The organism is Xanthomonas sp. JAI131, from assembly GCF_013410075.1.
Classification (GTDB): domain Bacteria; phylum Pseudomonadota; class Gammaproteobacteria; order Xanthomonadales; family Xanthomonadaceae; genus Xanthomonas_A; species Xanthomonas_A bonasiae.
Genome location: NZ_JACCCN010000004.1, coordinates 631,591 through 656,810 on the forward strand (window position 1 = coordinate 631,591; position 25,220 = coordinate 656,810).

The 25,220-nt window shown below is 70.3% G+C and carries 27 protein-coding genes; 12 read left to right on the forward strand and 15 right to left on the reverse strand.

Annotated features, from left to right (window positions below):
* Positions 1-27 precede the first annotated feature (27 nt).
* The 8 genes from HDC36_RS19170 to HDC36_RS19205 all read left to right on the forward strand — a co-directional run bounded on the left by HDC36_RS19170 (position 28) and on the right by HDC36_RS19205 (position 8,747).
* Positions 28-792 (forward strand): SapC family protein, encoded by a 765-nt coding sequence (locus tag HDC36_RS19170; RefSeq protein WP_179570448.1) that lies wholly within the window; start codon positions 28-30, stop codon positions 790-792.
* 5 nt (positions 793-797) lie between these two features.
* Complete coding sequence (locus tag HDC36_RS19175; protein ID WP_179570450.1) at positions 798-1,817, forward strand: cupin-like domain-containing protein; 1,020 nt, start codon at positions 798-800, stop codon at positions 1,815-1,817.
* A 70-nt stretch (positions 1,818-1,887) separates the two neighbouring features.
* Positions 1,888-3,411, forward strand: a complete 1,524-nt coding sequence (locus tag HDC36_RS19180) for a tryptophan halogenase family protein (RefSeq protein ID WP_179570452.1) — start codon at positions 1,888-1,890, stop codon at positions 3,409-3,411.
* A gap of 64 nt (positions 3,412-3,475) precedes the next feature.
* Entirely contained in the window at positions 3,476-4,015 is a 540-nt protein-coding gene (locus HDC36_RS19185) for a hypothetical protein (RefSeq protein ID WP_179570453.1), read from the forward strand.
* A 148-nt stretch (positions 4,016-4,163) separates the two neighbouring features.
* Entirely contained in the window at positions 4,164-5,414 is a 1,251-nt protein-coding gene (locus HDC36_RS19190) for a dipeptidase (RefSeq protein WP_179570454.1), read from the forward strand.
* A gap of 159 nt (positions 5,415-5,573) precedes the next feature.
* Positions 5,574-6,725 (forward strand): glycerate kinase, encoded by a 1,152-nt coding sequence (locus tag HDC36_RS19195; RefSeq protein WP_179570455.1) that lies wholly within the window; start codon positions 5,574-5,576, stop codon positions 6,723-6,725.
* A 220-nt stretch (positions 6,726-6,945) separates the two neighbouring features.
* On the forward strand, positions 6,946-7,350 hold the full coding sequence (locus HDC36_RS19200; protein ID WP_179570456.1) for a DUF2628 domain-containing protein: 405 nt from the start codon (positions 6,946-6,948) through the stop codon (positions 7,348-7,350).
* 185 nt (positions 7,351-7,535) lie between these two features.
* A complete protein-coding gene (locus tag HDC36_RS19205; RefSeq protein WP_179570457.1) occupies positions 7,536-8,747 on the forward strand; it encodes an MFS transporter in 1,212 nt (403 codons plus the stop codon).
* A gap of 235 nt (positions 8,748-8,982) precedes the next feature.
* Here HDC36_RS19205 and HDC36_RS19210 read toward each other — a convergent pair whose 3' ends face one another.
* From HDC36_RS19210 to HDC36_RS19240, 7 genes are all read right to left on the reverse strand, one after another.
* Positions 8,983-9,699, reverse strand: a complete 717-nt coding sequence (locus HDC36_RS19210; RefSeq protein ID WP_179570458.1) for a DUF6882 domain-containing protein — start codon at positions 9,697-9,699, stop codon at positions 8,983-8,985.
* The gene (locus HDC36_RS19215) at positions 9,696-11,120 is read right to left on the reverse strand and encodes an amino acid permease (RefSeq protein ID WP_179570460.1); all 1,425 of its coding nucleotides are present in this window, start codon (positions 11,118-11,120) and stop codon (positions 9,696-9,698) included. Before HDC36_RS19215 ends, HDC36_RS19210 begins: the two co-directional genes overlap by 4 nt.
* A 146-nt stretch (positions 11,121-11,266) precedes the next feature.
* Positions 11,267-11,878 (reverse strand): response regulator transcription factor, encoded by a 612-nt coding sequence (locus tag HDC36_RS19220; protein WP_179570563.1) that lies wholly within the window; start codon positions 11,876-11,878, stop codon positions 11,267-11,269.
* Positions 11,879-11,886: 8 nt separating this feature from the next.
* Positions 11,887-12,969 carry an ATP-binding protein gene (locus tag HDC36_RS19225; protein WP_179570462.1) on the reverse strand — a complete coding sequence of 361 codons (1,083 nt, stop codon included), beginning with the start codon at positions 12,967-12,969 and terminating at the stop codon, positions 11,887-11,889.
* Positions 12,970-13,003: 34 nt separating this feature from the next.
* Positions 13,004-13,732: an MgtC/SapB family protein gene (locus HDC36_RS19230; protein ID WP_179570464.1), complete on the reverse strand. Its 729-nt coding sequence runs from the start codon at positions 13,730-13,732 to the stop codon at positions 13,004-13,006.
* A complete protein-coding gene (locus tag HDC36_RS19235; RefSeq protein WP_179570466.1) occupies positions 13,732-14,160 on the reverse strand; it encodes a hypothetical protein in 429 nt (142 codons plus the stop codon). The genes HDC36_RS19230 and HDC36_RS19235 overlap by 1 nt, the downstream gene beginning before the upstream one ends.
* 476 nt (positions 14,161-14,636) lie before the next feature.
* Positions 14,637-15,260 (reverse strand): glutathione S-transferase, encoded by a 624-nt coding sequence (locus tag HDC36_RS19240; RefSeq protein ID WP_179570468.1) that lies wholly within the window; start codon positions 15,258-15,260, stop codon positions 14,637-14,639.
* A 199-nt stretch (positions 15,261-15,459) separates the two neighbouring features.
* On the opposite strand from HDC36_RS19240, the gene rmuC reads away from it, so the two are divergent.
* From rmuC to HDC36_RS19255, 3 genes are all read left to right on the forward strand, one after another.
* Positions 15,460-17,052 (forward strand): DNA recombination protein RmuC, encoded by a 1,593-nt coding sequence (rmuC, locus tag HDC36_RS19245; RefSeq protein ID WP_179570470.1) that lies wholly within the window; start codon positions 15,460-15,462, stop codon positions 17,050-17,052.
* Between the two features lie 224 nt (positions 17,053-17,276).
* Positions 17,277-17,666: a hypothetical protein gene (locus tag HDC36_RS19250; RefSeq protein ID WP_179570564.1), complete on the forward strand. Its 390-nt coding sequence runs from the start codon at positions 17,277-17,279 to the stop codon at positions 17,664-17,666.
* 239 nt (positions 17,667-17,905) lie between these two features.
* Positions 17,906-18,451, forward strand: coding sequence for a glutathione peroxidase (locus tag HDC36_RS19255; protein WP_179570471.1), 546 nt, complete (start codon positions 17,906-17,908; stop codon positions 18,449-18,451).
* A gap of 336 nt (positions 18,452-18,787) precedes the next feature.
* On the opposite strand, the gene HDC36_RS19260 is transcribed toward HDC36_RS19255, so the two are convergent.
* From HDC36_RS19260 to HDC36_RS19290, 7 genes are all read right to left on the reverse strand, one after another.
* Positions 18,788-19,288: a hypothetical protein gene (locus HDC36_RS19260; protein ID WP_179570472.1), complete on the reverse strand. Its 501-nt coding sequence runs from the start codon at positions 19,286-19,288 to the stop codon at positions 18,788-18,790.
* 504 nt (positions 19,289-19,792) lie between these two features.
* Entirely contained in the window at positions 19,793-20,854 is a 1,062-nt protein-coding gene (locus HDC36_RS19265; RefSeq protein WP_179570473.1) for a VacJ family lipoprotein, read from the reverse strand.
* A gap of 4 nt (positions 20,855-20,858) precedes the next feature.
* Entirely contained in the window at positions 20,859-21,173 is a 315-nt protein-coding gene (locus HDC36_RS19270; protein WP_179570474.1) for an STAS domain-containing protein, read from the reverse strand.
* Positions 21,163-21,828 carry an ABC transporter substrate-binding protein gene (locus HDC36_RS19275; protein WP_179570475.1) on the reverse strand — a complete coding sequence of 222 codons (666 nt, stop codon included), beginning with the start codon at positions 21,826-21,828 and terminating at the stop codon, positions 21,163-21,165. Before HDC36_RS19275 ends, HDC36_RS19270 begins: the two co-directional genes overlap by 11 nt.
* Complete coding sequence (mlaD, locus tag HDC36_RS19280) at positions 21,825-22,373, reverse strand: outer membrane lipid asymmetry maintenance protein MlaD (protein ID WP_179570476.1); 549 nt, start codon at positions 22,371-22,373, stop codon at positions 21,825-21,827. Before mlaD ends, HDC36_RS19275 begins: the two co-directional genes overlap by 4 nt.
* 100 nt (positions 22,374-22,473) lie before the next feature.
* Positions 22,474-23,223 (reverse strand): MlaE family lipid ABC transporter permease subunit, encoded by a 750-nt coding sequence (locus HDC36_RS19285; protein WP_003466288.1) that lies wholly within the window; start codon positions 23,221-23,223, stop codon positions 22,474-22,476.
* Entirely contained in the window at positions 23,223-24,014 is a 792-nt protein-coding gene (locus HDC36_RS19290; RefSeq protein WP_179570478.1) for an ATP-binding cassette domain-containing protein, read from the reverse strand. Before HDC36_RS19290 ends, HDC36_RS19285 begins: the two co-directional genes overlap by 1 nt.
* A 405-nt stretch (positions 24,015-24,419) precedes the next feature.
* Here HDC36_RS19290 and HDC36_RS19295 point away from each other — a divergent pair, with 405 nt between their 5' ends.
* Positions 24,420-24,707, forward strand: a complete 288-nt coding sequence (locus HDC36_RS19295) for a hypothetical protein (protein ID WP_179570480.1) — start codon at positions 24,420-24,422, stop codon at positions 24,705-24,707.
* Here the strand turns inward: HDC36_RS19295 and HDC36_RS19300 are convergent.
* Entirely contained in the window at positions 24,700-25,200 is a 501-nt protein-coding gene (locus HDC36_RS19300) for a GNAT family N-acetyltransferase (RefSeq protein WP_218848604.1), read from the reverse strand. The genes HDC36_RS19295 and HDC36_RS19300 overlap by 8 nt on opposite strands.
* Positions 25,201-25,220: the final 20 nt, after the last annotated feature.

Genomic DNA, 25,220 nt, shown 5'->3' on the forward strand with positions numbered 1-25,220 from the left:
TTCCGCCACCGATCCGCCGGAGTCCAGATGGCCCGATACGAATTGCTCAACAACGTGGCCCACCAGGACCTGCGCGTGATCCTGCGCTTCGGCCCGGAGTTCGGCGACGCCACCGGCGTGGTCCAGGCGTTCCCGACCGAATACGCCGAGTTGCAGCGCGAGTATCCGATCCTGCTGCGCAAGGACCCGGACGGCGGCGGTTTCCAGTCGGTGGCGCTGCTGGGCTTCGAGCAGCAGGAAAACCTGTTCCTGCAGGACGCGCGCTGGAATGCGGCGTACCTGCCGGGCATCGTCGCCAAGGGACCGTTCCTGATCGGATTCCAGGAACAGCACGAGGACGGCGTGCTGCGCCGCGAACCGGTGATCCATGTCGATCTGGACCACCCCCGGGTGAGTTTCGACGAAGGCGAACGGGTGTTCCTGCCGCAAGGCGGCAACAGCCCGTATCTGGAGCACATCATCACCGTGCTGCGCGGCATCCGCGACGGCGTGGAAGGCGGCGACGCCATGTTCGCCGCCTTCGATGCGCTGGGCCTGATCCAGCCGCTGCGCATCGACGTGCAGCTCGGGCAGGAACACAACGTGCATCTGGCCGGGCTGTACGGCATCGACCGCGAACGGCTGGCGGCGCTGGATGCGGCGTCGCTGCATGGGCTGCACCGCGCCGGGTATCTGGAAGGGGTCTATCTGCTGCTGGCGTCGCTGCACAACATGCGCCGGCTGATGGCCGAGAAGCAGCGCCGCCTGCAGTACGTCGGCGTGGACGCGGTCGCCTCCGGGCAGGCCGCCTGAGCGGCGTGGACGCGTTGGCGGCGATTGCCGAGCGCAGCGATTGCCGGGCCGGCGCAGTGCCGCTGGCCGACCTGCTCGCCGCCGGCGAACCGGTGGTGTTGCGTGGCGTGGCGCGCGACTGGGCGCTGGTCCAGGCCGGCCTGCGCGGCACGCGCGAGGCCATGGACCTGTTGCGCGGGCACAGCAACGGCCGCGCGCTGCAGTACTCCTACGGCGCGCCGGAGATCGCCGGCCGGCCGTTCTACAACGACGACTTTACCGCGTTGAACTTCGAAGTGCGGCGCAGCGACCTGCACGGCCTGCTGGAGGCGATCGCCGCGCACCTGGACGATCCGCGGCCACCGGCCTACTACCTGGCCTCGCTGCCGGTGGACGACAGCCTGCCTGGATTCCGCGCTGGCAACGATGTGGACTTCGCCGCGCATGGCATGCAGGTGCGGCCGAGCATCTGGATCGGCAACCGCATCACCGCGTCCTGCCACTACGACGCGCCGAACAACCTGGCCTGCTGCGCGGTCGGCCGGCGCCGCTTCACCGTGTTCCCGCCGGAGCAGATCGGCAATCTCTATCCCGGCCCGCTGGAGCCGACCCCGGGCGGGCAGGCGATCAGCGTGGTGGATTTCGCCGCGCCCGATGTCGCGCGCTACCCGCGCTTTCGCGACGCGCTGGCGCACGGCCGCAGCGCGGTGCTGGAACCGGGCGATGCGCTGTTCCTGCCCAGCCTGTGGTGGCATCACGTGGAAGGGCTGGAGCCGTTCAACGTGCTGGTCAACTACTGGTGGAGCAGCGCGCCGGCCCATCTGCCGGCGCCGATGCAGGCGCTGTATCACGCGCTGTGGGCGATCCGCGACCGGCCCGAGGCGGAGAAGGCGGCGTGGCGGGAGATCTTCGACTACTACGTGTTCGGCCCGGCCGAGCGCGCCGGCGCGCACCTGCCGGCGCCGGCGCGGCAGCTGCTCGGCCCGATCGACGACACCCAGGCGCGGCAGCTGCGCGCGATGCTGCTGGCCAAGCTCAACCGCTGACCACGGACCCCATCCAGGGCCGCGCGCCGCCGCGCGCGCCACCATTCATCACTGCAGGAGAGACGACGCAATGGCCCAGATACGCAAGGTGGTGATCGCGGGCGGCGGCACGGCGGGCTGGATCGCCGCCTGCGCGCTGGCGCACCAGTTCCGCGAGCTGCTGGACATCACCCTGATCGAGTCCGAACAGATCGGCACGGTCGGCGTCGGCGAATCCACGGTGCCGCCGATCCGCAGCTTCCACCGTTTCCTGCAGATCGACGAGCAGGAGTTCCTGCGCAGCGTGGCGGGCACCTTCAAGCTCTCCATTTCCTTCGAGAACTGGCCACGGCACGGCGAGCGCTACATCCACCCGTTCGGCCTCACCGGGCAAAGCACCCTGGTCTGCGCGTTCCACCATTTCTGGCTGGAGGCGCAGCGGCGCGGGATGGTCTCCGACCTGGGCGACTACTGCCTGGAAACCGTGGCCTCGCGCGTGGACCGCTTCGCGCTGCAACAGTCGCCGCCGGTCAACTACGCCTACCACCTCGATGCCGGGCTGTACGCGCGCCTGCTGCGTCGCCACGCCGAGCGCCACGGCCTCAAGCGCGTGGAGGGCAAGATCCAGCAGGTGCGGCAGCACGCCGAGAGCGGCTTCGTCGAGGCGCTGCTGCTGGAAGACGGCACGCTGATCGAAGGCGACCTGTTCATCGACTGCACCGGCTTCCGCGGCCTGCTGATCGAGCAAACCCTGCACACCGGCTACGAGGACTGGAAGCAGTGGCTGCCGTGCGATCGCGCGGTGGCGGTGCAGACCGAGGCGGTGACGGCGCCGGTGCCGTACACCCGCGCCATCGCCCACGCCGCCGGCTGGCGCTGGCATATTCCGCTGCAGCACCGCGTCGGTTGCGGGCTGGTGTTTTCCAGCGCGCACCTGTCCGACGACGAAGCGCGCGCCAAGCTGCTGCACGACGCCGCCGCGCCGCCGATCAAGGAACCGTGGCTGGTGCCGTTCCGCACCGGCCGCCGGCTCAAGGCCTGGAACAAGAACGTGGTTTCCTTGGGCCTGGCCAGCGGCTTCATCGAACCGCTGGAATCCACCAGCATCCACCTGACCATCGCCGCGGTGATGCGGCTGATCACGCTGTTCCCCACCGACGGCATCGCCCCGTCGATGGCGGACATCTACAACGACGTCAGTCGCGCCGAGATGGAACACGTGCGTGATTTCATCATCCTGCACTACCACGCCAACCAGCGCGACGAACCGATGTGGCGGGCCTGCCGCGAGATGACATTGCCCGACTCGCTGCAGCAGCGGCTGCGCGCCTGGCGCGAGCGCGCGCACGCCTGGCAGGGCAGCGACGAACTGTTTCGGGTGGATTCGTGGATCCACGTGCTGCTCGGCCAGGGCATCGTGCCGGCGCAGCACCACCTGCTGGCGCGCGCGTTGCCGGACCAGCAGCTGCAGCAGTTCCTCGACACGATCCGCCAGCCCATCGACCGCGCGGTGGCGCAGATGCCGTCGCAGCAGGACTTCATCGCGCGCTATTGCCAGGCCGGGCCGGAGGTGTGGGCGGGACGCGCTGCAACCGCGGCGCCGGTGTCGGCATGATGATGCGTGCCGCCGCTCGCGGCGTGCCGCTTGCCGTGCCAGCGGACGACCGGTCGGTGGCATAGTGCGGCGCGGCCTCGCCGCGGATCGAGGGGAGGTCGTCGTGCACAGACCAGCAGCAACCGCTTGCCCGGACCCGGCGTCGCCGCTGCGCTACCCGCCCGGCTATCCGCCGACCGGCAGGCGCGAACGATTCTTCATCGGCGTCAGATGGCTCGGCCCGGATCTGTCGTTCTTCGGTCGATTGTCGGCGCAGCAGAAGGCGCGCAGCGTCGATCTCATGGAACTGTGGGGTGGCGGCACGCGGCAGCGGGCGGCAAGCGCAATCGGGGCGATCCTGGCGCGGCGGCTACGCTGGCCCGGTCCGTGTTTCCTGCCCGACGACGTGTTCGCCGTCGTCTGCGGCGGACCGCGCTTCGAGATGCTCGACACCGGCGCCGACGTGGAGGATGCGATCGGTGAGATCCAGACGCAGCTCGGGGTCGCACTGCCGGCGTCCTTCTGGGAAGGCACGGCGACGTGGACCCTGGGCGAGGTGGTCGATGCGTTGTTGGCGGCGGGCGCGGCCTGGGCCGAAGCCTGCGCGTCGCCTACGCCTGGCTGAGCCGGCGCCGCCGCGCCGCGCGGCGGGTTCGATCGTGCAGGGCGACCTTGCGTGCCACCCGGATGCACTCACCTACCCGTCGCGGGGCAACCCGGCAGGCATGGCATGGCTATCATCGAATCGTCGCCCCGTTCGAGAGTTCCTGCGCATGAACCTGCACGCCCTGTGTCTTTCCGTGTCGTTGGCGCTGGCCGCGGCGCTGCCGGCGCATGCCGTCGACTTCACCAAGGCGGAACTGGCGCGCGCCACCGCGCTGCAGCAGCGCCTGCTGACGCTGGATTCGCATCTGGATACGCCGGCCAATTTCGAGCGCGGCGATTTCGACATGATGGCCGCGCACGCCGGCAATCGCCTGGCGCAGGTGGACTATCCGCGCATGGTGGCCGGCGCGCTGGACGGCGGCTTCTGGGCGATCTACACCGGCCAGGGCGACCGCAGCGCGCAGGCGCACCTGGACGATCGCGACGCCGGGCTGCAGCGCCTGATGGCGATCCACGCGCTGCTCGCGGCGCACCCGCGGCAGTTCGGCATGGCCACCACGCCGGCCGATGCGGCGCGGATCAAGGCCGCCGGCAAGCGCGTGGTGTACCTGAGCATGGAGAACGCCAGCCCGCTGGTCGCCGATCCCACGCTGCTGCGCTTCTACTACGCGCAAGGCCTGCGGCTGATGAGCACGGCGCATTTCCTCAACAACGAGTTCGCCGATTCGGCCACCGATCCGAAGGGACCGGAATGGCATGGCTTGAGTCCTGCCGGGCGGGCGCTGGTGCAGCAGGCGCAGAAGCTGGGCATCGTCATCGACCAGTCGCATGCCTCCGATGCGGTGTTCGACCAGCTGATCGCGCTGTCGCCGGTGCCGATCCTGCTCTCGCACAGCGGCGCGCGCGCGGTGCATGCGCATCCGCGCAACATCGACGATGCGCGGCTGAAGGTGCTGGCCGCGCACGGCGGGGTGATCCAGATGAATTCCTACGGCGGTTACCTGATCGACAACGGCGCCAGCCCCGAGCGCAAGGCGGCCGAGCAGGCACTGATCGCCAAATACGGCGGCTGGGAGCATCTGCAACTGGCAGACGGACCCAAGCTCGGCGAAGAGATGAAGGCGCTGGATGCCAAATATCCGGTGCGGCAGGCGACGCTGGACGACTTCTTCGCGCACCTGGACCACGTGCTGGCGCTGATCGGCCCCGAGCACGTGGGCATCGGCATGGACTGGGACGGCGGCGGCGGGGTGGTCGGCATGGAGGACGTGTCCGACCTGCCCAAGATCACCGCCTGGCTGTTGCGCAAGGGCTACAGCGAGCAGCAGATCGCCGCCATCTGGGGCGGCAACGTGCTGCGGGTGATGCAGCAGGCGCAGGAGTGGGCGGCGGCGCAGGCGCGCGCCGGGTCTTCCTGAGACCTGTGCCGGCGCGGCCGTCTCGCGCGATTGCGCCTGGCCGTGGCGCTTGGCCTGGCGCCCGCCGAGGGCCGAAGGCGGGCGTAGCCCGGTCGCCGGAGTGCGCAGCGCCGCACGCGCCGAACCGGCGCCGTCGCATCGGCTAGCATCGGGGCAACCATGAATATCGTCATCGCCCCGGATTCGTTCAAGGAAAGCCTGTCGGCGCTGGAGGCGGCCACGCAGATCGAGGCGGGCTTTCGCGCCGTGTTCCCGGCGTGGACCTACCTCAAGGTGCCGGTCGCCGACGGCGGCGAGGGCACGGTCGCGGCGCTGGTCGCGGCCAGCGGCGGCCGCATCGTCGGCCGCACGGTGACCGGACCGCTGGGGGAGCCGGTCGAGGCCTTCTTCGGCATCGCCGGCGATGGCCGCACCGCCGTCGTCGAAATGGCCGCGGCGAGCGGGCTGGCGCTGCTGCCGCCGGCGCGGCGCGACCCGCTGGCCGCCACCAGCTATGGCGTCGGCGAGCTGCTCCTGGCGGCGCTGGATGCCGGCGCGCGCAAGCTCATCGTCGGGGTCGGCGGTAGCGCCAGCAACGACGGCGGCGCCGGCATGGCGCAGGCGCTGGGCGTGCGCCTGCTCGACGCCCAAGGCCATGCGCTGGATCCCGGCGTGGGCGGTGGTGCACTGGCGAGGCTGGCGCGGATCGATGCCAGCGGCCTTGATCCGCGCTTGCGACAGTGCGTGATCGAGGTCGCCTGCGATGTCGACAATCCGCTGACCGGGCCGGCGGGCGCCTCGGCGGTGTTCGGGCCGCAGAAGGGCGCCACGCCGGCGCTGGTCGCCCAGCTCGACGCCAACCTGCAGCACTACGCCACGGTGATCGAAGCCGACCTCGGCATCGCGCTCGCCGGGTTGCCCGGCGGCGGCGCCGGCGGTGGCCTGGGCGCGGCGCTGGTGGCCTTTCTGGGCGCGCAGCTGCGCCCGGGCGCGGACATCGTCGCCGAGGCGCTGGGGCTGGACGCGCTGGTGGCCGACGCCGACCTGGTGATCACCGGCGAAGGCCGCCTGGACAGCCAGAGCGTCCACGGCAAGACGCCGCTCGGCGTGGCCCGCATCGCCAGACGCCACGGCAAGCCGGTGGTCGCGATCGCCGGCGGGTTGGGCGTCGGCGCCGAGCTTCTGCACGCGCACGGCATCGACGCGATGTTCGGCGCGGTGCAGCGCGCCTGCACGCTGGAGCAGGCGCTGGCCGAGGCCGCGGCGAACCTGCGCCTGGCGGCCAGGAACGTGGCCGAGGCGATCAGGATCGGGCGCGGCCTGGGACGCTGACCAGAGTGTGGCGTCGCACGCATGCGACGTCTGCCGCGTCCGCAGGCCCGGGTTCCTGACGCGTACCGGCCCGATACCCATGGGGGTCCGACTCCCGTATGGCCCACTGCATCGACGCAACCATACGCACCACAATGGTGCCAATCCAGGCCGCATCTGGTGCGCACCGGGCCTATTCAGCTACAATGTAAACGATTACAAGAAAAGGAATTGCCTCTCCATGAGTACCCAGAACCTCCCCGAACGCGCGCCGCTCAGCCCCAAGTGGCAGTTCCGCTTCGACTTCTTCGACCGCCACGGCGGGCCGGCCTCGCCCGGCTTCAAGCCGGCGTTCAAGGCGCTGCCGTCGTTCGGCGACCGCCTGAAGATCAACATGAACTTCTTCGCGTTCTTCTTCGGCTGGATCTACTTCTTCATCCTCGGCCTGTGGCGCAAGGCGATCGTGCTGATCGGCATCTCGCTGCTGATCGGCGTGCTGTCGTTCTTCCTGCCGAAGATGGTCGTCAACGGCCTGGGCGTGGCCTATTCGGTGCTGGTCGGCATGATCGCCAACTACGCCTACTACCTGGAAGTGAAGAAGGGCAGCACCAGCTGGAACCCCTTCGAAGGCATGCGCTGGTGGTAATCCGCTCGCGCCGCGCCGGCTGAGTCCGCGCGGCGCGCGCCCAGGGCATGCCGCCGCTTCCCCGCGCACATCTCGCGGGGGCTGGGCACACGCCCTGGCCACGACGCAACGCTGTGTCGTGGCGGGACGGCTTGAGTCTGCGGGCGTCGGCGCCTACCGTGGCGCCTTCGCTGCCAGGCTCCCCCATGTCCCCACACGCTTCCCAGGCCGATGCGGCACCCGCCGGCCTGTCCTCCGGCCTGATCGCGCTGTTCGCCGCCGCCTGCGGCCTGGCGGTGGCCAACATCTATTTCTCGCAACCGCTGATTGGCATCATCGCGCCGGAACTGCGCCTGCACGCGGGCCTGGCCGGGCTGATCGTGGCGCTGACCCAGCTCGGCTATGGCGCCGGCCTGCTGTTGCTGGTGCCGCTGGCCGACGTGGCCGAGAACCGGCGCCTGGCGATCCTGCTGCTGGGCGGGGTGGTGCTGGGCCTGCTCGGCATCGGCCTGTCGCAGTCGGCGACCGGGTTCCTGATCGGCTCGTTCGTGGTCGGCGTGTGCGCGGTGGCCACGCAGATCCTGGTGCCGTTCGCCTCGCACCTGGCGCCGGAGGCCAGCCGCGGCCGCGTGGTCGGCACGGTGATGGGTGGGTTGCTGGCCGGAATCATGCTGGCGCGACCGTTTTCCAGCTTCGTCGCCGCCAGTCTGGGCTGGCGCGCGGTGTTCTTCCTGTCCGCCGGCATGATGCTGCTGTTGATGGCGGTGCTGCGCTGGCGCCTGCCGCAGCGCCGGCCCGCGCAGCGCGCGTCCTACGCCGCGGTGCTGGCCTCGCTGCCGCGCCTGTATGCCGCCACCCCGCTGCTGCGCCGGCGCGCGTTCTACCAGGGAATGATGTTCGCTGCGTTCAACGTGTTCTGGACCGGCTCGCCGCTGTTGCTGGCGCAGTCCTTCGGCATGGACCAGCGGCACATCGCGCTGTTCGCCCTGGCCGGCGCCGCCGGCGCCCTGGTCGCGCCGCTGGCCGGGCGCATGGCGGACCGCGGCTGGACCCGCCCGGCCACCGGCTGGGCGCTGGCTGCCGCGGCGCTGTCGTTCGGCATCGGCGCCTGGGCCGCGCACGCGCACGCGCTGTTGTGGCTGGTGATCGCCGCGCTGGTGCTGGATGCGGCGGTACAGGTGTGCCAGGTGCTGAGCCTGCGCAGCATCTACATGCTGGCCCCGGAGCAGCGCGGCCGCCTCAACGGCCTGTTCATGACTTCGGTGTTCGTGTGCGGCGCCGCCGGGTCGTTGCTGGCCGCGGCGGTCTTCGCCTATGCCGGCTGGCCGGGGCTGTCGTTGCTCGGCGCCGGCTTCGGCACGGCCGCGCTGCTGTTCTACTTCAGCGAATTCAGGCGCGCGGTGGTGCCGGCGCGTTGAGTGCGCTTCTGCCTGGATCGGGTGACGCTCGCATCCGTTCCAAGGCATGCATTCATGGCAACCGGCAGGACCCGGCGCCGCACGATTTGTCCCTTCTCCCGTTGGAAGCAGGCCCCGCAGGGGCGGACGAGGGTACGGGCGCAGCCTCGTGCATCCACACTCGGCGAGACGCTTTCGCGCCGGACCCTCACCCCAACCCCTCTCCCGAGGGGAGAGGGGCGATGCGTGGCGGTCGTTATTTTTTCCAGAACTGCCATTTCGGCGCCGGCTTGCTCGCCGCCGTGGGGGTTGATGGCGGGGCGAGGCTGCCTTGCAATTGGGTCAGGCGATCCAGCGCATCGAAGCCAAGCGTGATCCGGCTGCCGCCGCGCGTGGCGACGGTCTGCCCGGGTTCGCGCTGCAGCGCATAGCCCTGGTCGTCGAGGAAGCCTTCGGTCATCGCGCGGTGGTCGAGCGGGAACTGCGCGACCAATTGTCCGAGCAGGCTGAGTACGCGCGGATCGTCGCACGGCGCGAACACCGCGGCGGGGACGTCGTCGAGCAGGAAGAACAGCGCACCGCCGCGGTACGGGCCACGGTAGTAGCAGCGCGCGCTCAGCGCGGCGGCGAGCAGGGCAATCGTATGGCCTTCGTCGTCCAGCGGCAGCGACGCCGTGGCCAGTTCGGCCGGACCGTCGCGCTCGCCACGCTCGCGCAGCGCGTTCGCCGCGACCAGCAGGTTCTCCGGCAGGTTGCTGGCGGTGTTGGCCCAGGCCCACAGCCAACTGGCGCTGTCCTCGGCGGCGCTGCCCAGCAGTTGCACCGGGAAGTGCAGGTCGTCGCCGAAGTGCGCAATGCCCTCGGCCAGATCCAGGCGCCAGCCGCGTTCGCCGAGCAGGTCGGCCAGCGCCATCTGCCGGGCGAAGGCGCTGCCGATATGGCGCGCCAGCAGGGCCTGGAAGGCCGGCGTCACGGTCGCGGTTCCCCGCGCTGCAACAGGCTGTGACGGCGCCCGTAGAGCAGGTAGGCGACCACGCCGATCCCGTTCCACAACGCGAACCACTTCTGCGTGGTGTGCGGCAGGCTCCAGAACAGGTACAGGCAGCCGCCGATCGCCAGCGGTGCCACCACCCACGCCAGCGGCGTGCGGAACTTGCGCACCCGGTCGGGCTCGCGCACGCGCAGCACCAGCAGGCACGCGGCCACCGCGATGAACGCGGCCAGGGTGCCGGCGTTGGCCAGCGCGGCGATCTCGTCCAGCCGCGCCACGCCGGCCAGCGCCGCCACCAGGATCGCGGTGAACAGCGTGGTCGCCACCGGCGTGCCGGTGCGCGCGCTGACCTTGGACAGGCCGCGCGGCAGCAGCCCGTCGCGCGACATCACGAAGAAGATCCGGCTCTGCCCGTACAGGAACGCCAGCAGCACCGTCGGCAATGCGATCACCGCGGCCGCGGCGATCAGCGTCGCCGCCTTGCCCTGGCCGAGTTCGCGCAGGATCAGCGCCAGCGGTTCGGCGCTCTGGCCGAACACCGTGTAGCTCATCGCGCCGACCGCGGACAGCGCCACCAGCACGTAGATCAGGGTGCAGCCGACCATCGAGCCGAGGATGCCGATCGCCAGGTCGCGCTCGGGCTTCTTGGTTTCCTCGGCCGCGGTGGAGATCGCGTCGAAGCCGTAGAAGGCGAAGAAGATGATCGCCGCGGCCGCCATCACCCCGCGCTCGACGCCGTCGGCGCCCATCGATTTGGCGAAGCCGAACGGCATGAACGGCTCCATCCGCGCGCTGTCGAAATGCGGCAGCGCGATCACCACGAACACGGTCAGGGCGACGATCTTCACCGCCACCAGCACCGCGTTGACCGTGGCGCTGGCCTGGGTGCCGAGCATCAGCATGCCGGCGACCACGAAGGTGATCAGCACCGCTGGCAGGTTGACCACGCCGCCGGCGTGCGGCCCGGCGGTCAGCCACAGCGGCAGGTCCACGCCTACGCCCTTGAGGAAGCCGACCGCATAGCCCGACCAGCCCACCGCCACCGTGCTGACCACCAGCGAGTACTCCAGGATCAGGCTCCAGCCGACCACCCAGGCGATGCTCTCGCCCAGCGCGATGTAGCTGTAGGTGTAGGCGCTGCCGGCGGCCGGCATCAGCGTCGCCATTTCCGCGTAGGCCAGCGCGGCGCAGGCGCAGATCGCCCCGGCCACGGCGAACGACAGCAGCACCGCCGGCCCGGCCAGATGCGCGCCGACCCCGATCAGGGTGTAGATGCCGGTGCCGACGATCGCGCCGATGCCCAGCGCCACCAGGTGCGGCCAGCTCAGCGTGGGCACCAGCCGGCGCCCGGCTTCGTGGACGGTGACCAGATCGAGCGACTTGCGCCGGAACAGGAACGACATGCGGGCCTCGGGGAGCGACAGGACAAGCCCGCGAGTGTCGCCGAATGCGGTGCAGCAATGCTATGCCCGGCCGCCTTGCCCGCCGGCGGGATGGTGGCGAACGCCGCTGGCATCGCGATGCGCGGCCACCGTCGCCGTCGCGCTCGCTACAACCCGATCCGCTCGGCCAGCCGCACCAGTTCGGCGAGCGAGCCGGCCTTCATCTTGCGCATCGCCTGGCCGCGCCGCACCTTCACCGTGATCTCGCTGAGCTGCAGCCGTGCGGCGACCTGCTTGTTCAGCAGCCCCTGCACCACCAGCCGGGTCACCTCCTGCTCGCCCGGGGTCAGCGTCGCCCAGCGGCCGCGCAGTTCGGCCAGCGCGGCCTCGCGCTGGCGGCGCTCGCGGTCGCGGGCGATGCCGTGCTGGATCGCGTCGAGCAGGTCCTGGTCGCGGAACGGCTTGGTCAGGAATTCGATCGCACCGTTCTTCATCGCTTCCACGCTCATCGCGATGTCGCCGTGGCCGGTGATGAAAATGGTCGGCAGGTTCAGTCCGGTCTCGAGCAGTTGCCGGTGGAATTCCATGCCGCTCTGCCCAGGCATGCGGATGTCCAGCACCATGCAGCTGGGCGCGTCGGCCAGCGGGTGCTGCAGGAATTCGCGGCTGGAGCCGAACGCGTGCACCTGCAGGTCCACCGAGGCGAACAGGTCTTCCAGCGCGGCGCGGATCGAGGCGTCGTCGTCGATCAGATAGACCACCGGGCGCTGTTCTGACAGCGGCAGGTTCATGGGCGAGCTCCTGGTTTTGCGATCGGCAGGCACACGCCGAACACCGCGCCGCAGGGGCTGCGCGGCGCGGCCCAGATGCGCCCGCCGCTGGCTTCGACGATGCTGCGGCTGATGCTCAGACCGATCCCGATGCCGTCGGGCTTGGTGGTCCAGAACGCGTCGAACAGGCGCGCCTGCGCCTCGGCCGACAGGCCGACGCCGGCATCGGCCACGGTCAGCCGCACCGAACCCGCATCCTCCTGCGCGGTGCCGATCAGGATCGACCGCGCCTCGGCCGGCGTGTCCGCCATCGCCTCCATCGCGTTCAACAACAGATTCACCACCACCTGCTGGCTCTGCACCCGGTCGGCCAGTACCGGCGGCAGCGCCGGCGCCAGTTCCACCCGCACCGCGATGGCGTTGCGCTCCAGTTCGCCGCGCGACAGCGCCAGCACGTCCAGCACCGCGGCGTTGAGGTCGAACGCGCTCTTGCGCGGCGCCTCGCCCTTGCTGAGGCTGCGGATCCGCGCGATCACCTCGCTGGCGCGGTTGGCGTCGTCGAGGATCCGCTGCAACGCCGCCTGCGCCCGCTCCAGGTTCGGCGGCTGCTGGCCGAGCCAGCGCTGGCAGGCATTGCCGCTGGTGACGATCGCGGCCAGCGGCTGGTTGACCTCGTGCGCGATCGAGGCGGTCAGGCTGCCCAGGCTGCGCGCGCGGGCCAGACGCAGCAGCTGCGCCTGCGCGGCGTGCGCGGCCGCCTTGGCGCGCTCCATCTGCACCGCGATGGACGTGGTCACCGCCACCACCACGATGCTGATGGCCGAGTTGATCACCCCCACCCGGTACGCGCCGGCGGAGCTGAGCTGGAAGCTGAGCACGATCAGCACGATGCACGCGCCGGCGAGCAGCAGCATGCCCATGCGGGTGAGCAACCGCACCGCGAACAGGATCACCACCGTGTAGAACAACGCGGCGGCCACCCCGTAGTCGGTCAGCGTATCGGCGGCGAAGATCGCGCCCAGCGCCAGCAGCAGCGCCGCCAGCGCGAGCAGGCGGCGATGCGGCGAGGGCGAGGTGAAGCAGCGGGTCATCGGCGTCATGGCGGTGGGCGAATGCGGGTGCGGGGCCGGGCGATCAGCCTTCGGCCCCGGCGTTCCAGAACGCCTGTTGTACACCGGGTTCGCCTTCCAGGTGCTGGATCACCGTATCCAGCTCTTCGGCGCGCACCGCGGTCGCATACAGCGTCGCGGCGATCTCCACGTCGTGCTGGCCGAACGGATGCTGGTCCACCTCGCGCGCCGGGTAGTGGGCGGTCTCCAGCAGCTCGATCAGCCGCTCGCGCACCTCGCCGTGCACGCCGCGGGCGCAGATCACGTAGAACACGTAGGTCGCCTCGATCGAGGATTCCTCCAGCGGCCGGCGGTTGATCCGGTTCACCACCGGGCGCAGCAGGGTGTTGCTGAGCAGCACGAACAGCGCCGCCAGCACCGCCTCGGCGACCAGCCCGGCGCCGGCGCAGGCGCCGACCGCGCCGGACCCCCACAGCGTGGCCGCGGTGTTCAGGCCGGTGACGTTGGCGCCTTCCTTCATGATCGCGCCGGCACCGAGGAAGCCGATGCCGGAGACCACGTAGGCCACCACCTGCACCGCGCCCTGGGTACCGCCATGGATTTCGAACAGGCGGTCGCCGAGCGAGACGAAGATGGCCGCGCCGACCGCGACCAGGGTGTTGGTGCGCAGGCCGGCGGTGCGCTGCCGCACCTGCCGCTCGAAGCCGATGAGCGCGCCCAGCGCGAAAGCGGTGGACAGGCTCACCAGGGTGTCGAGCAGCGAGGCGAGATTGAACAGGCGCAGCGCTTCCATCAGCGCGGCGACCGGTGGCGGAGCGGAGGGGTCATCGCAATGCCTGCGGAGATGTCGGACGACAGGGACCGGGCATGATGCGGCAGATGCGTGGCAATCGCGCGTCGCAGCGCCGCCACCGAATCCGACCACCACCCCAGCATCCTCTGCCGCCAGCCCGGCAGCATCGCCACGGCGGGACCGGGCTGGCACAGGCGCCGCCGCGCTGGCCGCGACAGACGCACCAGCACGCGGATGCGGTCCTCGCCCGGCAGCAGCGACAGCGCATCGGCGAGCACGCGCCCGGGGAAGCCGGACAGGGCCTTGGCAAACGCGCGCACGCCATGGGCGGCGAGCAGCTGGCACAGGATATCGGCGCGGTGCATGGCCACCGCCGCGCGCAGCGCGCGTTGCAGGGTGCGTTGGAAACGGGACGTGTACAGCACCATGAGAACCTCCTTCCGGCGCGCTGCCGGAAGGGGCGCCTCACCCTTGCGGATGGGCGGACGTCTCCGGGGCGGGACCGGGCAAGCGGGAAAAGGACAGCGCAGGCGGGAGCGTGGCGATGGCGCCACGCGGATGCGGGTCGGGGTCCATGGCGGTCTCCTGATGAGGGCGGAACGTGCGCGGTTGCGGCGTCGGCGGCGGACGCAGGCGTTGCGGGCGTGGACGCGGCGGCGGCATTGGCGCTGCGACAAGACACGGCGTCCGCACGCCGCCAACGCGGGCGAAAGTGGGGACGCACGAGGTCTTGCCGCGCTGGCCGGGCTGCAGCTTCGCGACGCGGCAAAGCTTGGCATACGTGGCCTGGCGACGGCCACCGCGCATGCGGCGCTTTTTCATGGCCATGCGCATCGCCCGCCTATACCAACGTATCGCCATGGGCAAAGGCAGCGCCGCGGCGGCACGCGCTGCGCAGGAACGGTTACGGCATGCCGTTGCGGCCGTGCGCCAGAAAGCCCGGGCGTGCCGACAGGCGTTCGTAGTACGCCGCCACCGCCGGCAGCGGCGGCCGCTGCATCGGCGTGGCCATCCAGCGCTGGGTGGACAGGCCGAGCACGATGTCGGCCAGAGTGAAGTCCGCGCCCGCCGCATAGGCGCCGGTGCGCTGCAGCTGCGCGTCGAGAATGCCCATGTGCCGGTGCCAGCCAGCCACGCCCTGCGCCAGCGCCTGCGCATCGCGATGCGCGGGGCTGTCGCGGACCAGCGCCATGAACGCGTAGCGCCAGGCGTTGTTGAGTTCGGTGGCCTGCCAGTCCATCCACTGCTCGACCGTTGCCCGCGCCTGCGGCGCGGTCGGCAGCAGGTCCGCACGCTGCTGGCGCGCCGCCAGGTAGCGGCAGATGCTGTTGGACTCCCACAGCACGAAGTCGCCGTCGCGCAGCACCGGCACCAGCGCGTTCGGGTTCAATGCGCGGAACGCCGGCGTGTCCACCGCGGCGAAGCCGGTACCGTAGGGCAGCTGCTCGATCTGCAGATCCAGTTCCGCGCACAGCCACAGCACCTTGCGCACGTTGATCGAGGACGATTTGCCGTAGAGGGTGAGCATGGAAATCCGGGCCAGGTTGGAGCGATCGAGCCTGCATCAGTACGTCGCCCTGTGCAATGCAGCCGCAGCGCGGTCGCCGAGATGGCGCGGACCGTGGCGCGCCTGGCTTGCACCATCGGCAGGCCCTCCGCGCAGGCACGGCAGTGCGAAGGTCGCCGCATGGCGCAGCGCCTGAGACGCGGCCGGCTACACTGGCGGCATGCAAACCGATCCCCATTTCCTGATCCTGGCCGGCCTGCTGTGCGCCGTGCTCGTGCTGCTGCTGGCGTTGTTGCTGCGCCGGACCAACCACACGGCGCTGGAGCAGGCCCTGCGCGAGGAACAGCGCGGCGGCCGCGGCGAACTGCGCGAGCAGCTCGACAGCCTGGCGCGGCAGCAGGACGCGCGCAGCGAAGGCTTCGCCCGCCATCTCACCGACCTGTCCACCCGCACCGACCAGCGCCTGGACCTGCTGCGCGAGGCGCTGACCGAAGACGCGCGGCGCGGCCGGGTCGAGGCCGGCGAGGCGCAGCAACGCGTGGCCGAACTGCTCAACCAGCGCCTGGTCGAAATGCGCAGCCAGCTCGACGCCTTCGGCCAGCAGCAGGACGCGCGCATGCTGCACTTCGGCCAGCAGCAGAGCGAGCTGATCGCGCGCATCGACGCGCACCTGACCGCGCTGCGCGAGACCCTGGTCGAGGACGCGCGCAAGGGCCGCCTGGAAGGCGCCGAGTCGCAGCAGCGCTTCGCCGACACGCTCGGCCAGCGGCTCAACGAACTGATCCAGCGCAACGAGCAGCGCATCGGCGAGATGCGCAGCACCCTGGAAGAGCGTTTGAAGGAACTGCAGGCCGACAACGCGGCCAAGCTCGAGCAGATGCGCGGCACCGTCGACGAGAAGCTGCAGACCACCCTCAACACGCGCCTGGACGCCTCGTTCAAGCTGGTCTCCGAACGGCTCGAGCAAGTCCAGCGCGGGCTGGGCGAGATGCAGCAGCTGGCCACCGGCGTCGGCGATCTCAAGCGTGTGCTGAGCAACGTCAAGAACCGCGGCGGCTGGGGCGAAGTGCAGCTGGAGAACATCCTCGAGCAGACCCTGACCCAGGAACAGTACGCGCGCGGCGTGCGGGTGCGTCCAGAGCGCAACGAGGCGGTCGATTTCGCGGTGCGCCTGCCCGGCCGCGGCCACGAGGACACGCCGGTGTGGCTGCCGATCGATGCCAAGTTCCCGCGCGAGGACTACGAGCGGCTGCTCGACGCGCAGGAGCAGGGCGATGCGGACCAGGTGCTGGCGATGGGCGCGCAATTGGAGCGCGCGATCCGGGTGCAGGCCAAGTCGATCAGCGACAAGTACATCGCGCCGCCGCACACCACCGATTTCGCGGTGATGTTCCTGCCCACCGAGGGCCTGTACGCCGAAACCCTGCGCCGGCCCGGCCTGGCCGACCTGCTGCAGCGCGAGCACCGCATCGTCATCGCCGGCCCCACCACCGTCACCGCGCTGCTCAACAGCCTGCAGATGGGCTTCCGCACGCTGGCCATCGAGAAGCGCTCCAGCGAAGTGTGGGGCGTGCTGGCCGCGGTCAAGAGCGAGTTCGGCAAGTTCGCCGGCATCCTGGAAAAGGCCGAGAAGCAGATCAGCACCGTCGGCAAGAGCCTGGGCGATGCCAGCCGCAAGACCCGCACCATCGAGCGCCGCCTGCGCGGGGTGGAGACGCTGGCCGATGCGCAGTTCACCCCGCTGCTCGATCTCGAGTTGCCCATCGCCGATGCCGAGGCGGACGAGGATCCGGCGCGCGACGAGCAGGAATAGCCGGTATCGGTCACGCCACGCACCTCGCCGCGCTGCGCGGCGCGTGGCGCAGCGTCTGGCCGAAGTGCCGCGCGCGTTGCTTCGAGTTGCCCATCGCCGATACCGGCGACGACGATCTCACGCGCCAGGACAAGAAAGCGGCGCTATCGCGCACGCCCATGCACCCGCTCGCCACAGGCGCATTGCGATACTGCGCGCCGAAACCTGGCCGAATGGAGACGCCGATGTCGATGCGATGGTACCTGCCCCTCTTGTCCTGCCTGTTGCTGGCTGCCTGCAGTAGCGGTCCACGCCCGCAGGCGACCCCCGCGGCATCCGCGCCGCAGGCGGGCGGCGATGGCGCCGCTGCGGCCGACGCCGCGGCGTGCACGGCACAGGGCGGCAGCCTGCGCCCGCTCGGCCGGCGCGGGCTGCTCAAGTGCGTGATCCCGTTCGCCGATGCCGGCAAGACGTGCAGCGACAAGAGCCAGTGCCGCGGCGACTGCCTGGCGGTCACGCCGGTGCCCACCGGCGCCGCCGCGCAGGGTGTATGCCAGCGCGACATCAGCGAGAACTACGGCTGCCGGCAGGCCGTGCAAGGCGGCGTGGGCGGATCGCAGGTCTGCATCGACTGAGGGCGGCGCGCGCTCCAGCGCCGAGCGGGGCGCGCTGGGTCTGCCATCACCAACCCGCAGGGCCGCTCTGCGCGCGGGGCAGCGTCATGACCGGCGTGGACGCATGCGCGCTCCTGCCCCGTGCACGGACAGGAGCGGCACGGTTTGCCCGGATGAAGCACACGCCCAGGTCGACGCGCGATAGCCGCTGCGCGGCCAGGCGCCTATGCTTGCGCTCCATCTTGCTGCAGGAGTCGCACGTGAACCAATCGATCTACGAGATCCCGTTGACCACCATCGATGGCCAGCCCGCATCCCTGGCCGCGCATCGCGGCAAGGTGCTGCTGGTCGTCAACGTCGCCTCCAAGTGCGGCCTGACCAAGCAGTACGAAGGGCTGGAAGCGCTGTACCGCGAAAAGCACGCCGCCGGGCTGGACGTGCTCGGTTTCCCGGCCAACGACTTCAAGGGCCAGGAGCCGGGCAGCGAGGCGGAGATCCAGCAGTTCTGCCAGCTCACCTACGACGTAACCTTCCCGATGTTCGCCAAGATCGCGGTCACCGGCGAGGCCACGCATCCGCTGTACCGCGCGCTGATCCAGGCGCAGCCGCGCACCGAGGGCGAAGGCCCGATGCGCGAGAAGCTGGTCGGCTATGGCATCGAGCCCAATCCGGCGCCGGGCGTGCTGTGGAACTTCGAGAAGTTCCTGATCGGCCGCGATGGCCAGGTGCTGGGCCGCTTCGCCCCGGACGTGACCGCCGAGGACCCGCGCCTGCGCACGGCGCTTGAGGCGGCGCTGGCCGCCTAAACGCCCGCGGTGTCCGCAGCCTGCTGGATGCCGCAGGCGCTGCTGGCTATCCGGATGCACTGCAGGAGGGGCTTCAGCTCCGACAATTCGCCGAGCGCGTAACGATTCCTGGCTCCGTTCGTCGCGGCTGAAGCCGCTCCTACAGGAGCGCGGCTGGCTTGCTGAGTGCACGATAGGAGGGACGCTGGTCATCGGCTCCGGGATCGACGGAGGTCGGAGCTGCTTCCATGCGTTCATCGCTTCGGAAGGCCGAACGCATTCGGAGTCGTCTCACGGCGGCAGCATTACGGCCAGCGATCTGATGCGAAGGCGTCCCGATGGTTGCCGCGATGGCGCTCAGTCTGCTGCGGTTCTTGCCGGCACTTTCGCCGCCGCCGTCTTTGCTTCTGCCTTTGCAGTTGCAGTTGCAGTTGCAGTTGCTTTGGCTATTGCTGTTGCTGTTGCTTTTGACTTGCCGGGTTCCCTTCCGCAGCGGCGGATGGACCGGGGAAAAACCCCGAAGGGGCGGCGCACATGGATGTGCGCCGTTCGCGGCAGGGGCAGGATGCCCCTTCCGCGAATCCCCGGTGCATCCGCGGACCCGGAGCGCGCAGCGCGGAGGGCGCGAGGCAGGGCGCGCTTTCTTTTGGTTACTTTTCTTTGCGCGAGCAAAGAAAAGTGACTCGCCGCAAGGCGAAAGCTTTTGCCTTTGCGGTTGCCGTTATCTTGGTTCTGGCATTGAGGCATTGAGGCATTGAGGCTTTGAAGCAAGAGCAAGAGCAAGAGCAAGAGCTTCCGCTGGCGCGGGTCACTTTTCTTTGCTTGTGCAAAGAAAAGTAACCAAAAGAAGCGCTTCACCACAGCCGAAGGCTGGTCAAGCACACCCCGCAGCGCGCCGTCCGCGCTGCGCGCTCCAGGTCCGCAGGCCCGACGGGCATTTTTCGATGGCACTTGTCCGCTACGCGGCCAAGCCCGGGGCAGGCGCCTCGCGGCGCCTGCCCGTTCGCCGGGGCGAAGCAGTGCTTCGCCTTTATCCGGCTCACCCATGTGCCAACGAAAAACGTCGCGCATCCTGCGCGCCGCCCTTCGGGTATTCGCCCGCCGGACCTGCCGCGCTGAGGGGACCCGGTAGATCAAAAGCAGAGCAACAGCAACAGCAACAGCAGGAGCAACAGCAGGAGCAACAGCAAGTACGTTGGGGTGCGGGACATTCGTCGTGCCCATCGCGTGCTGCGCTACGTGGCGTGCACCAATAACCGCTTGCGAGCGCGATGTTCCTACCTTGGCGGTGGCGGGAAAAATCCAGCCACAAAAAACCCGGCCGAAGCCGGGTTTCTTCAGGGTCGCCCGAATCGGCGCGACTCAGCGGCTGCCGCCGCGCCATTCCGGGATCGGCATCGCGTCCACCGGGACGGTCGGATTGGTCTCTTCCTCGCGCAGATAGTCGGGCAGGTCGTTGTCCTGGCGCTTGTTGTGGCTGCGCAGGTCGCCTTCGATCTGGTAGGCACGGCGCTGCATCCACGCGTCGCGGGTCAGCTGGTACTCGTCCGGCGCGTTGTCGCGCATGCTGTCCAGCGACAGCAACTGCGCGCGCGTATCCACCAACTGCAGGCCCTGCAGGCCGATGCGCACGGTGTCTTCCTCGATCTGCCGCAGCGGCGACAGCGGCGCGTCGCCGGCCAGGCCGAACACGTCGCGGACCGTGCGCGGCCCGAACAGCGGCAGCTCCACGTAACGCGAACGGCGCCAGCCCCAGGCGCCCAGGGTCTGGCCGAAGTCCTCGCTGCGCCGCGGCAGCTTGGCGTCGCTGGCCGGGTCGAAGATGCCGCCGATGCCCAGCGTACTGTTCATCACGAACCGGCCCAGGGTCTGCCCGGCCTGCAGCGGACGGCCCTGCAGCAACTGATTGACCATGGTCAGCGGCGAACTGAGGTTGTCGAAGAAGTTGGTCACCCCCAGCCGCACCGGCCGCGGCACCACGTTGACGTAGGCGCGCGCCAGCGGCCGCGCCACGGTGCGGTCGACCACGTTGTTGAACTTGTGCACCTTGCGGTTGAACTTCTCCCACGGATCGTAGCTCTGCGGCACGGCGACGCCGGCCGGCAGGGTCGGATCGGCCACCGGGTTGTACGGGTCGCCGCCGTACAGCGCGGCGTAGTCGTCTTCGGCCGTGGTGGCTGCGCCAGCGGTCGGCGGCACGCTCGCCGGTGCGGCCAGCGTGTCGCCGGCGACGGCGGCCGGCGCGGCCTGCGCATCGGCCGCTGGCGCCGCGTCCATGGCGCCGCTATCGGCCACGGCCGCGTCGGCCGGCGCGGCCTGCACCGCGGTCGCGGCCGGCGGCGGCGGGGAACGCTTGGGGGCACCGGCGCAGGCGCCCAGGGCGGCGGCCAGGGCCAGGGAAGTGAGGATACGCAGCACGTTCATGGGGTCAGCTCGCCGCCAGGGGAGATTGGAAATCCAGGGTCGGCGCCAGCCGGTAGGCGGCGCTCAATTCGGTCAGGCCGGCCGGGGCGCCATGGATGGCGACCTCGGCCTGGCCCTGCGCACGCAGGCGTGCGGCCAGTTCGGCGAGCAGCGCCAGGCCGGCGCTGTCCACCTGCGCCACCTCGCGCAGGTCCAGCGCGCGCGCGCCGGCCAGCAGCGGCAGCGCCGCCGGCCACAGCGCGGTGGCCGCGGCGCGGTCGAGCACGCCGCTCAGCGCGAGCGTGTCGCCGTCGCGACGCAGGCGTGGCTCACTTGCCACTGTTGCTCGCCGGTGCCACTTGCAGCGCGCCGTTGCGCAGATCGGCCGCGACCTGCGGGATCGACTTGGTGCGCAGCGGCGTGTCGAACTGGTTGCGGAAGGTCTGCACGTACGACACGCCTTCCACCATCACGTCGAAGATCTTCCAGCTGCCGCCGACGTTGCGCACCAGGTAATCGACCGGGATCGGGTCGCCGCCGCTGCGCAGCAGTTCGGTGGAGACCTTGGCGCCGCGGCCGCCCGGCAGCGGGGTTTCCGACTTCACCCGCACCTGCGGCTTGCCTTCGAAGGTCAGCAGCGAGGTGCCGTAGCGCTGCATCAGGTTGTCGGCCATCGCGTCGGCGAACAGCTTGACGTCGGCATCGGAGGCGCCGCGGCCGTGCACGCCGAGCACCAGGCGCGCGGCGTAGTCGCGGTCGAAGGACTTGTTCATCTCGCTGTCGATGAACTGCTTGAGCGCGGCGTTGTTGTTCTTGAACTCGGCGCGGCGCTGTTCCAGCGTGGTCAGGATGCGGGTGCTGTTGTCGAGCACGACCTTGCTGGCCGAACCCTGCTGGGCGGCGGCAGCGGCAGGCGCGGCCTGGGCCAGCGCGATGGCGGGTGCGGCGACGGCCAGGGCGGCGGCGAGAGCGGCGGAAAGCAGTTTGTTGGTCATGGCTTGGGTTCCGTTTCCGTAGAGGGAGTGGCGGTGTTCGCGGAGGATGCGGCAGCGGGCGTCGCGCCGGCGTTACCGCCGCTGCTGCTGCCGCCGCCGAACATGTACTTGCCGACCAGCTGGATCAGGTCCACCGCCGGCTGGGTGAAGGCGATCTCCTGGCCGGGCTTGAGCGTGTCGGGGTCGCCGCCGGGCTGCAGGCCGACATAGCTCTCGCCGAGCAGGCCGCTGGTCAGGATCCCGGCCGAGGTGTCGGCCGGCAGGTCCTTGTAGCGGTCGTCGATGGCCAGGGTCACCACCGAGTCGAACTTGGCCGGGTCCAGCTCGATCTTGGCCACCTGGCCGATGATCACCCCGCCGATCTTCACCGGCGCCTGCTGGCGCAGCTGGCCGATCTGCGAGAAACGGGCGGTCAGCTCGTAGCGCCCGCCGCCGAAACCCCACTGGCGGTTGGTGGAAGCGAGCGCCAGCACCAGCAGCGAGGCCAGACCCAGCAGCAGGAAGGCGCCGACGGCGAACTCGAGACGGGGACCACGGATAGCCATAACGTGTCTACCTTGTTGATTCATCTGGGCCGCGGCGACAGTGCCGCGGCCGGTGTTGCGCAAGCGCCCGCCGGCGAGGGCGGACGGTGGCGCGCGGTCCCTACTGGAACAGCAGCGCCGACAGGACGAAATTGAACATCAGCACCAGCAGCGAGGCGTTCACCACCGCGCGGGTGGTGGCCACCGAGGTGCCCTCGATGGTCGGCTCGGCGTGGAAGCCCACATACGAGGCCACCAGCGCCGCGGTGCCGCCGAACACCGCCGACTTCAGCATCGCCACGCCGAAGTCGTCCCAGAAATCCACGCTGCTCGACAGCGCCGACCAGAACGTGCCCTTGTCCAGGCCCAGCACGTGCACCGCTTCGAAGTAACTGGCGCTGATCGCCAGCGAGCAGAAGATGCCGGTCAGCAGCGGCACGGTCAGCACCGCCGCCCAGAAGCGCGGCGCCACCGCCTTGGCCACCGGGTCGATCGCCATCAGCTCCAGCGCCTTGATCTGGTCGGTCGCGCGCATCAGCCCCAGTTCGGCGGCGATCGAGCTGCCGGCGCGGCCGATGAACAGCAGCGCGGTCAGCACCGGCGCCAGCTCGCGGTACAGCGACAGCCCGAGCAGCGTGGACAGCGCATCGGAGGCGCCGTAGGTCTGCAGCGTGCGGTAGCCCTGCAGGGTCAGCACCAGGCCGACGAAGGCGCCGCCGACGGCGATGATCGGCAGCGAGCGCGCGCCGACCTTGTAGATCTCGCGGACCAGTTCGGCCAGGAAATCGCGGGTCGGCAGCGAACCGCGCAGCACGGTGATCGAGAACAGCCCGGCGCGGCCCAGCGCACGGATCGAGGCGACGGCGCCCATCAGGCGGCACTCCGCGGGCGCGCCGGCGCATCGAACGGGATCGGGCCGTCCGGGCGGCCGTGCAGGAACTGCTGCAGCAGCGGGTCGGCGCTGGCCTGCAGCGCGTCCGGAGTGCCGGCGAAGACCACGCCGCCATTGGCGATGGCCACCGCCTGGTCGCAGATCGGCAGGGTCTCGTGGACGTGGTGGCTGACGATGATGCTGGTCAGGCCGAGGGTGTCGTTGAGGCGCTGGATCAGGCTCATGATCACCCCGGAGGCGATCGGGTCCAGGCCGGTCAGCGGTTCGTCGTAGATCATCAGCGGTGGGTCCAGGGCCAGCGCGCGGGCCAGCGCCACGCGCCGCGCCATGCCGCCGGACAGCTCGCGCGGCCAGGCGTCGGCGGCGGCGAGCAGGCCCACCGCATGCAGCTTCAGCGCCACCAGCCGTTGCAGCACCGGCTCGGGCAGGCGGGTGTGGGCGCGCAGCGGCAGCGCCACGTTCTCGGCCACGCTCAGGTCGGTGAGCAGGCCGTTGCCCTGCAGCAGCACGCCGATGCTCTTGCGCGTCTCGCGCAGCGCGCGGCTGCCGCGCGGCAAGGGCTGGCCGAAGACCTCGACCGTGCCTGCGACCGGCACCAGCTCGCCGGTCAGCGCCGCCAACAGGGTCGACTTGCCGCTGCCCGACGGGCCGAGCACGGCGGTGATGCTGCCGCGCGGCACCGCCAGCGAGACATCGCGCAGGATCGCGCGGCCGCCACGGTCGATGCGCACGCCCGACAGCTGCACCACATTGGATTCGGAAGACGCCATCGCGGCCTTTAACGAAAAATCAACACAGGATTGAACCAGTCCGCTGAACTTAACCGAACTGGGCCGTGCAGTATTGTCGCATCCGTGAAGCCCGTGTGCGCGTGGTCCGGGGATGCCGTACATGCAACAGCGTGTATTGGGCCTGGGGCTGTCCGGTTTGCCGGTGCGGGTGACACAGCGCCGGCGGCTCCGGCGCGGGTGTCCGCAGGCCTTACGATCACGCGTCGCGGCAGGAACCGCATGGCCGTCGCCGCCGCCGCTGCGCGCGGTCCGGTGCCGCTCAAGCGAGGCCGCCTCCATCGCCGAATCGCTGGATCCGGGTGCCGTCGCGGTGCCGGTCTTGTATGCAGTGCCGGGTCGCGCCACGATGCAGGGCGGCGATGGCGCCGCGACAGGGAGTCGTGCATGGAATTGCTGACGTTGGAACATTTCGCCGGGAGCGTGAACGAGACCTTCGCGGCGGAGTTGAACGAGGGCGAGATTTCGTTCGTGCTGGTCGAAGCCCGGCCCCTGCCGATCAAGACGGCCGCGCCGCGCGCGCCGTTCTCGCTGCTGTTCCGCAATACCTCCTCGTTCCTGTTCCCGCAGCAGACCTACCGGATGCGGCACGCGCGGCTGGGCGAACTGGGGATCTTCCTGGTGCCGGTGGCGCGCGAACGCGACGGCTTCCTGTACCAGGCGGTCTTCAACTGAGCGCCGGCGCCGCGCAGGCGGCGCGCCAATGCATCTCCAGGTGGGTGTCGCTGGCCTCGCCGGCGACGAAGCCCAGTCGCGCATACAGGCGCTGCGCGTCGGGATTGGCATGCAGCACGTGCAGCGACAGCGCGCATCCGGCCGCGGCCGCCAGTGCCTGCGCCTGCGCGATCAGCGCCGTGCCCACGCCTTGCCCGCGCCAGGCCGGCAACAGGCTGATATCGACCAGCACGTGTTGCGCCGCGCCGCGCTGCAGGTAGAGCCGGCCCAGCGGCGCCTGCGCGGTTTCCACGATCAGGAAGTCGGCGTCGGCGAAGTGGCGCAGGTAGTGCGCGTGCTGCAGCGCGAACTGCTGGTCGAGGAATGCGCGCTTGGCCGCCTCGGGCCATGGCACCGCCGCCAGTTCCGCGCTGCGGGTGCTGGCGTACAGGTCGCGCAGCCAGGGCAGGTCGGCATCGCGCGCGGCGCGCAGGGCGATGCCGCGCGCACGCAGCGCCGCCGGCGCGACGAGGC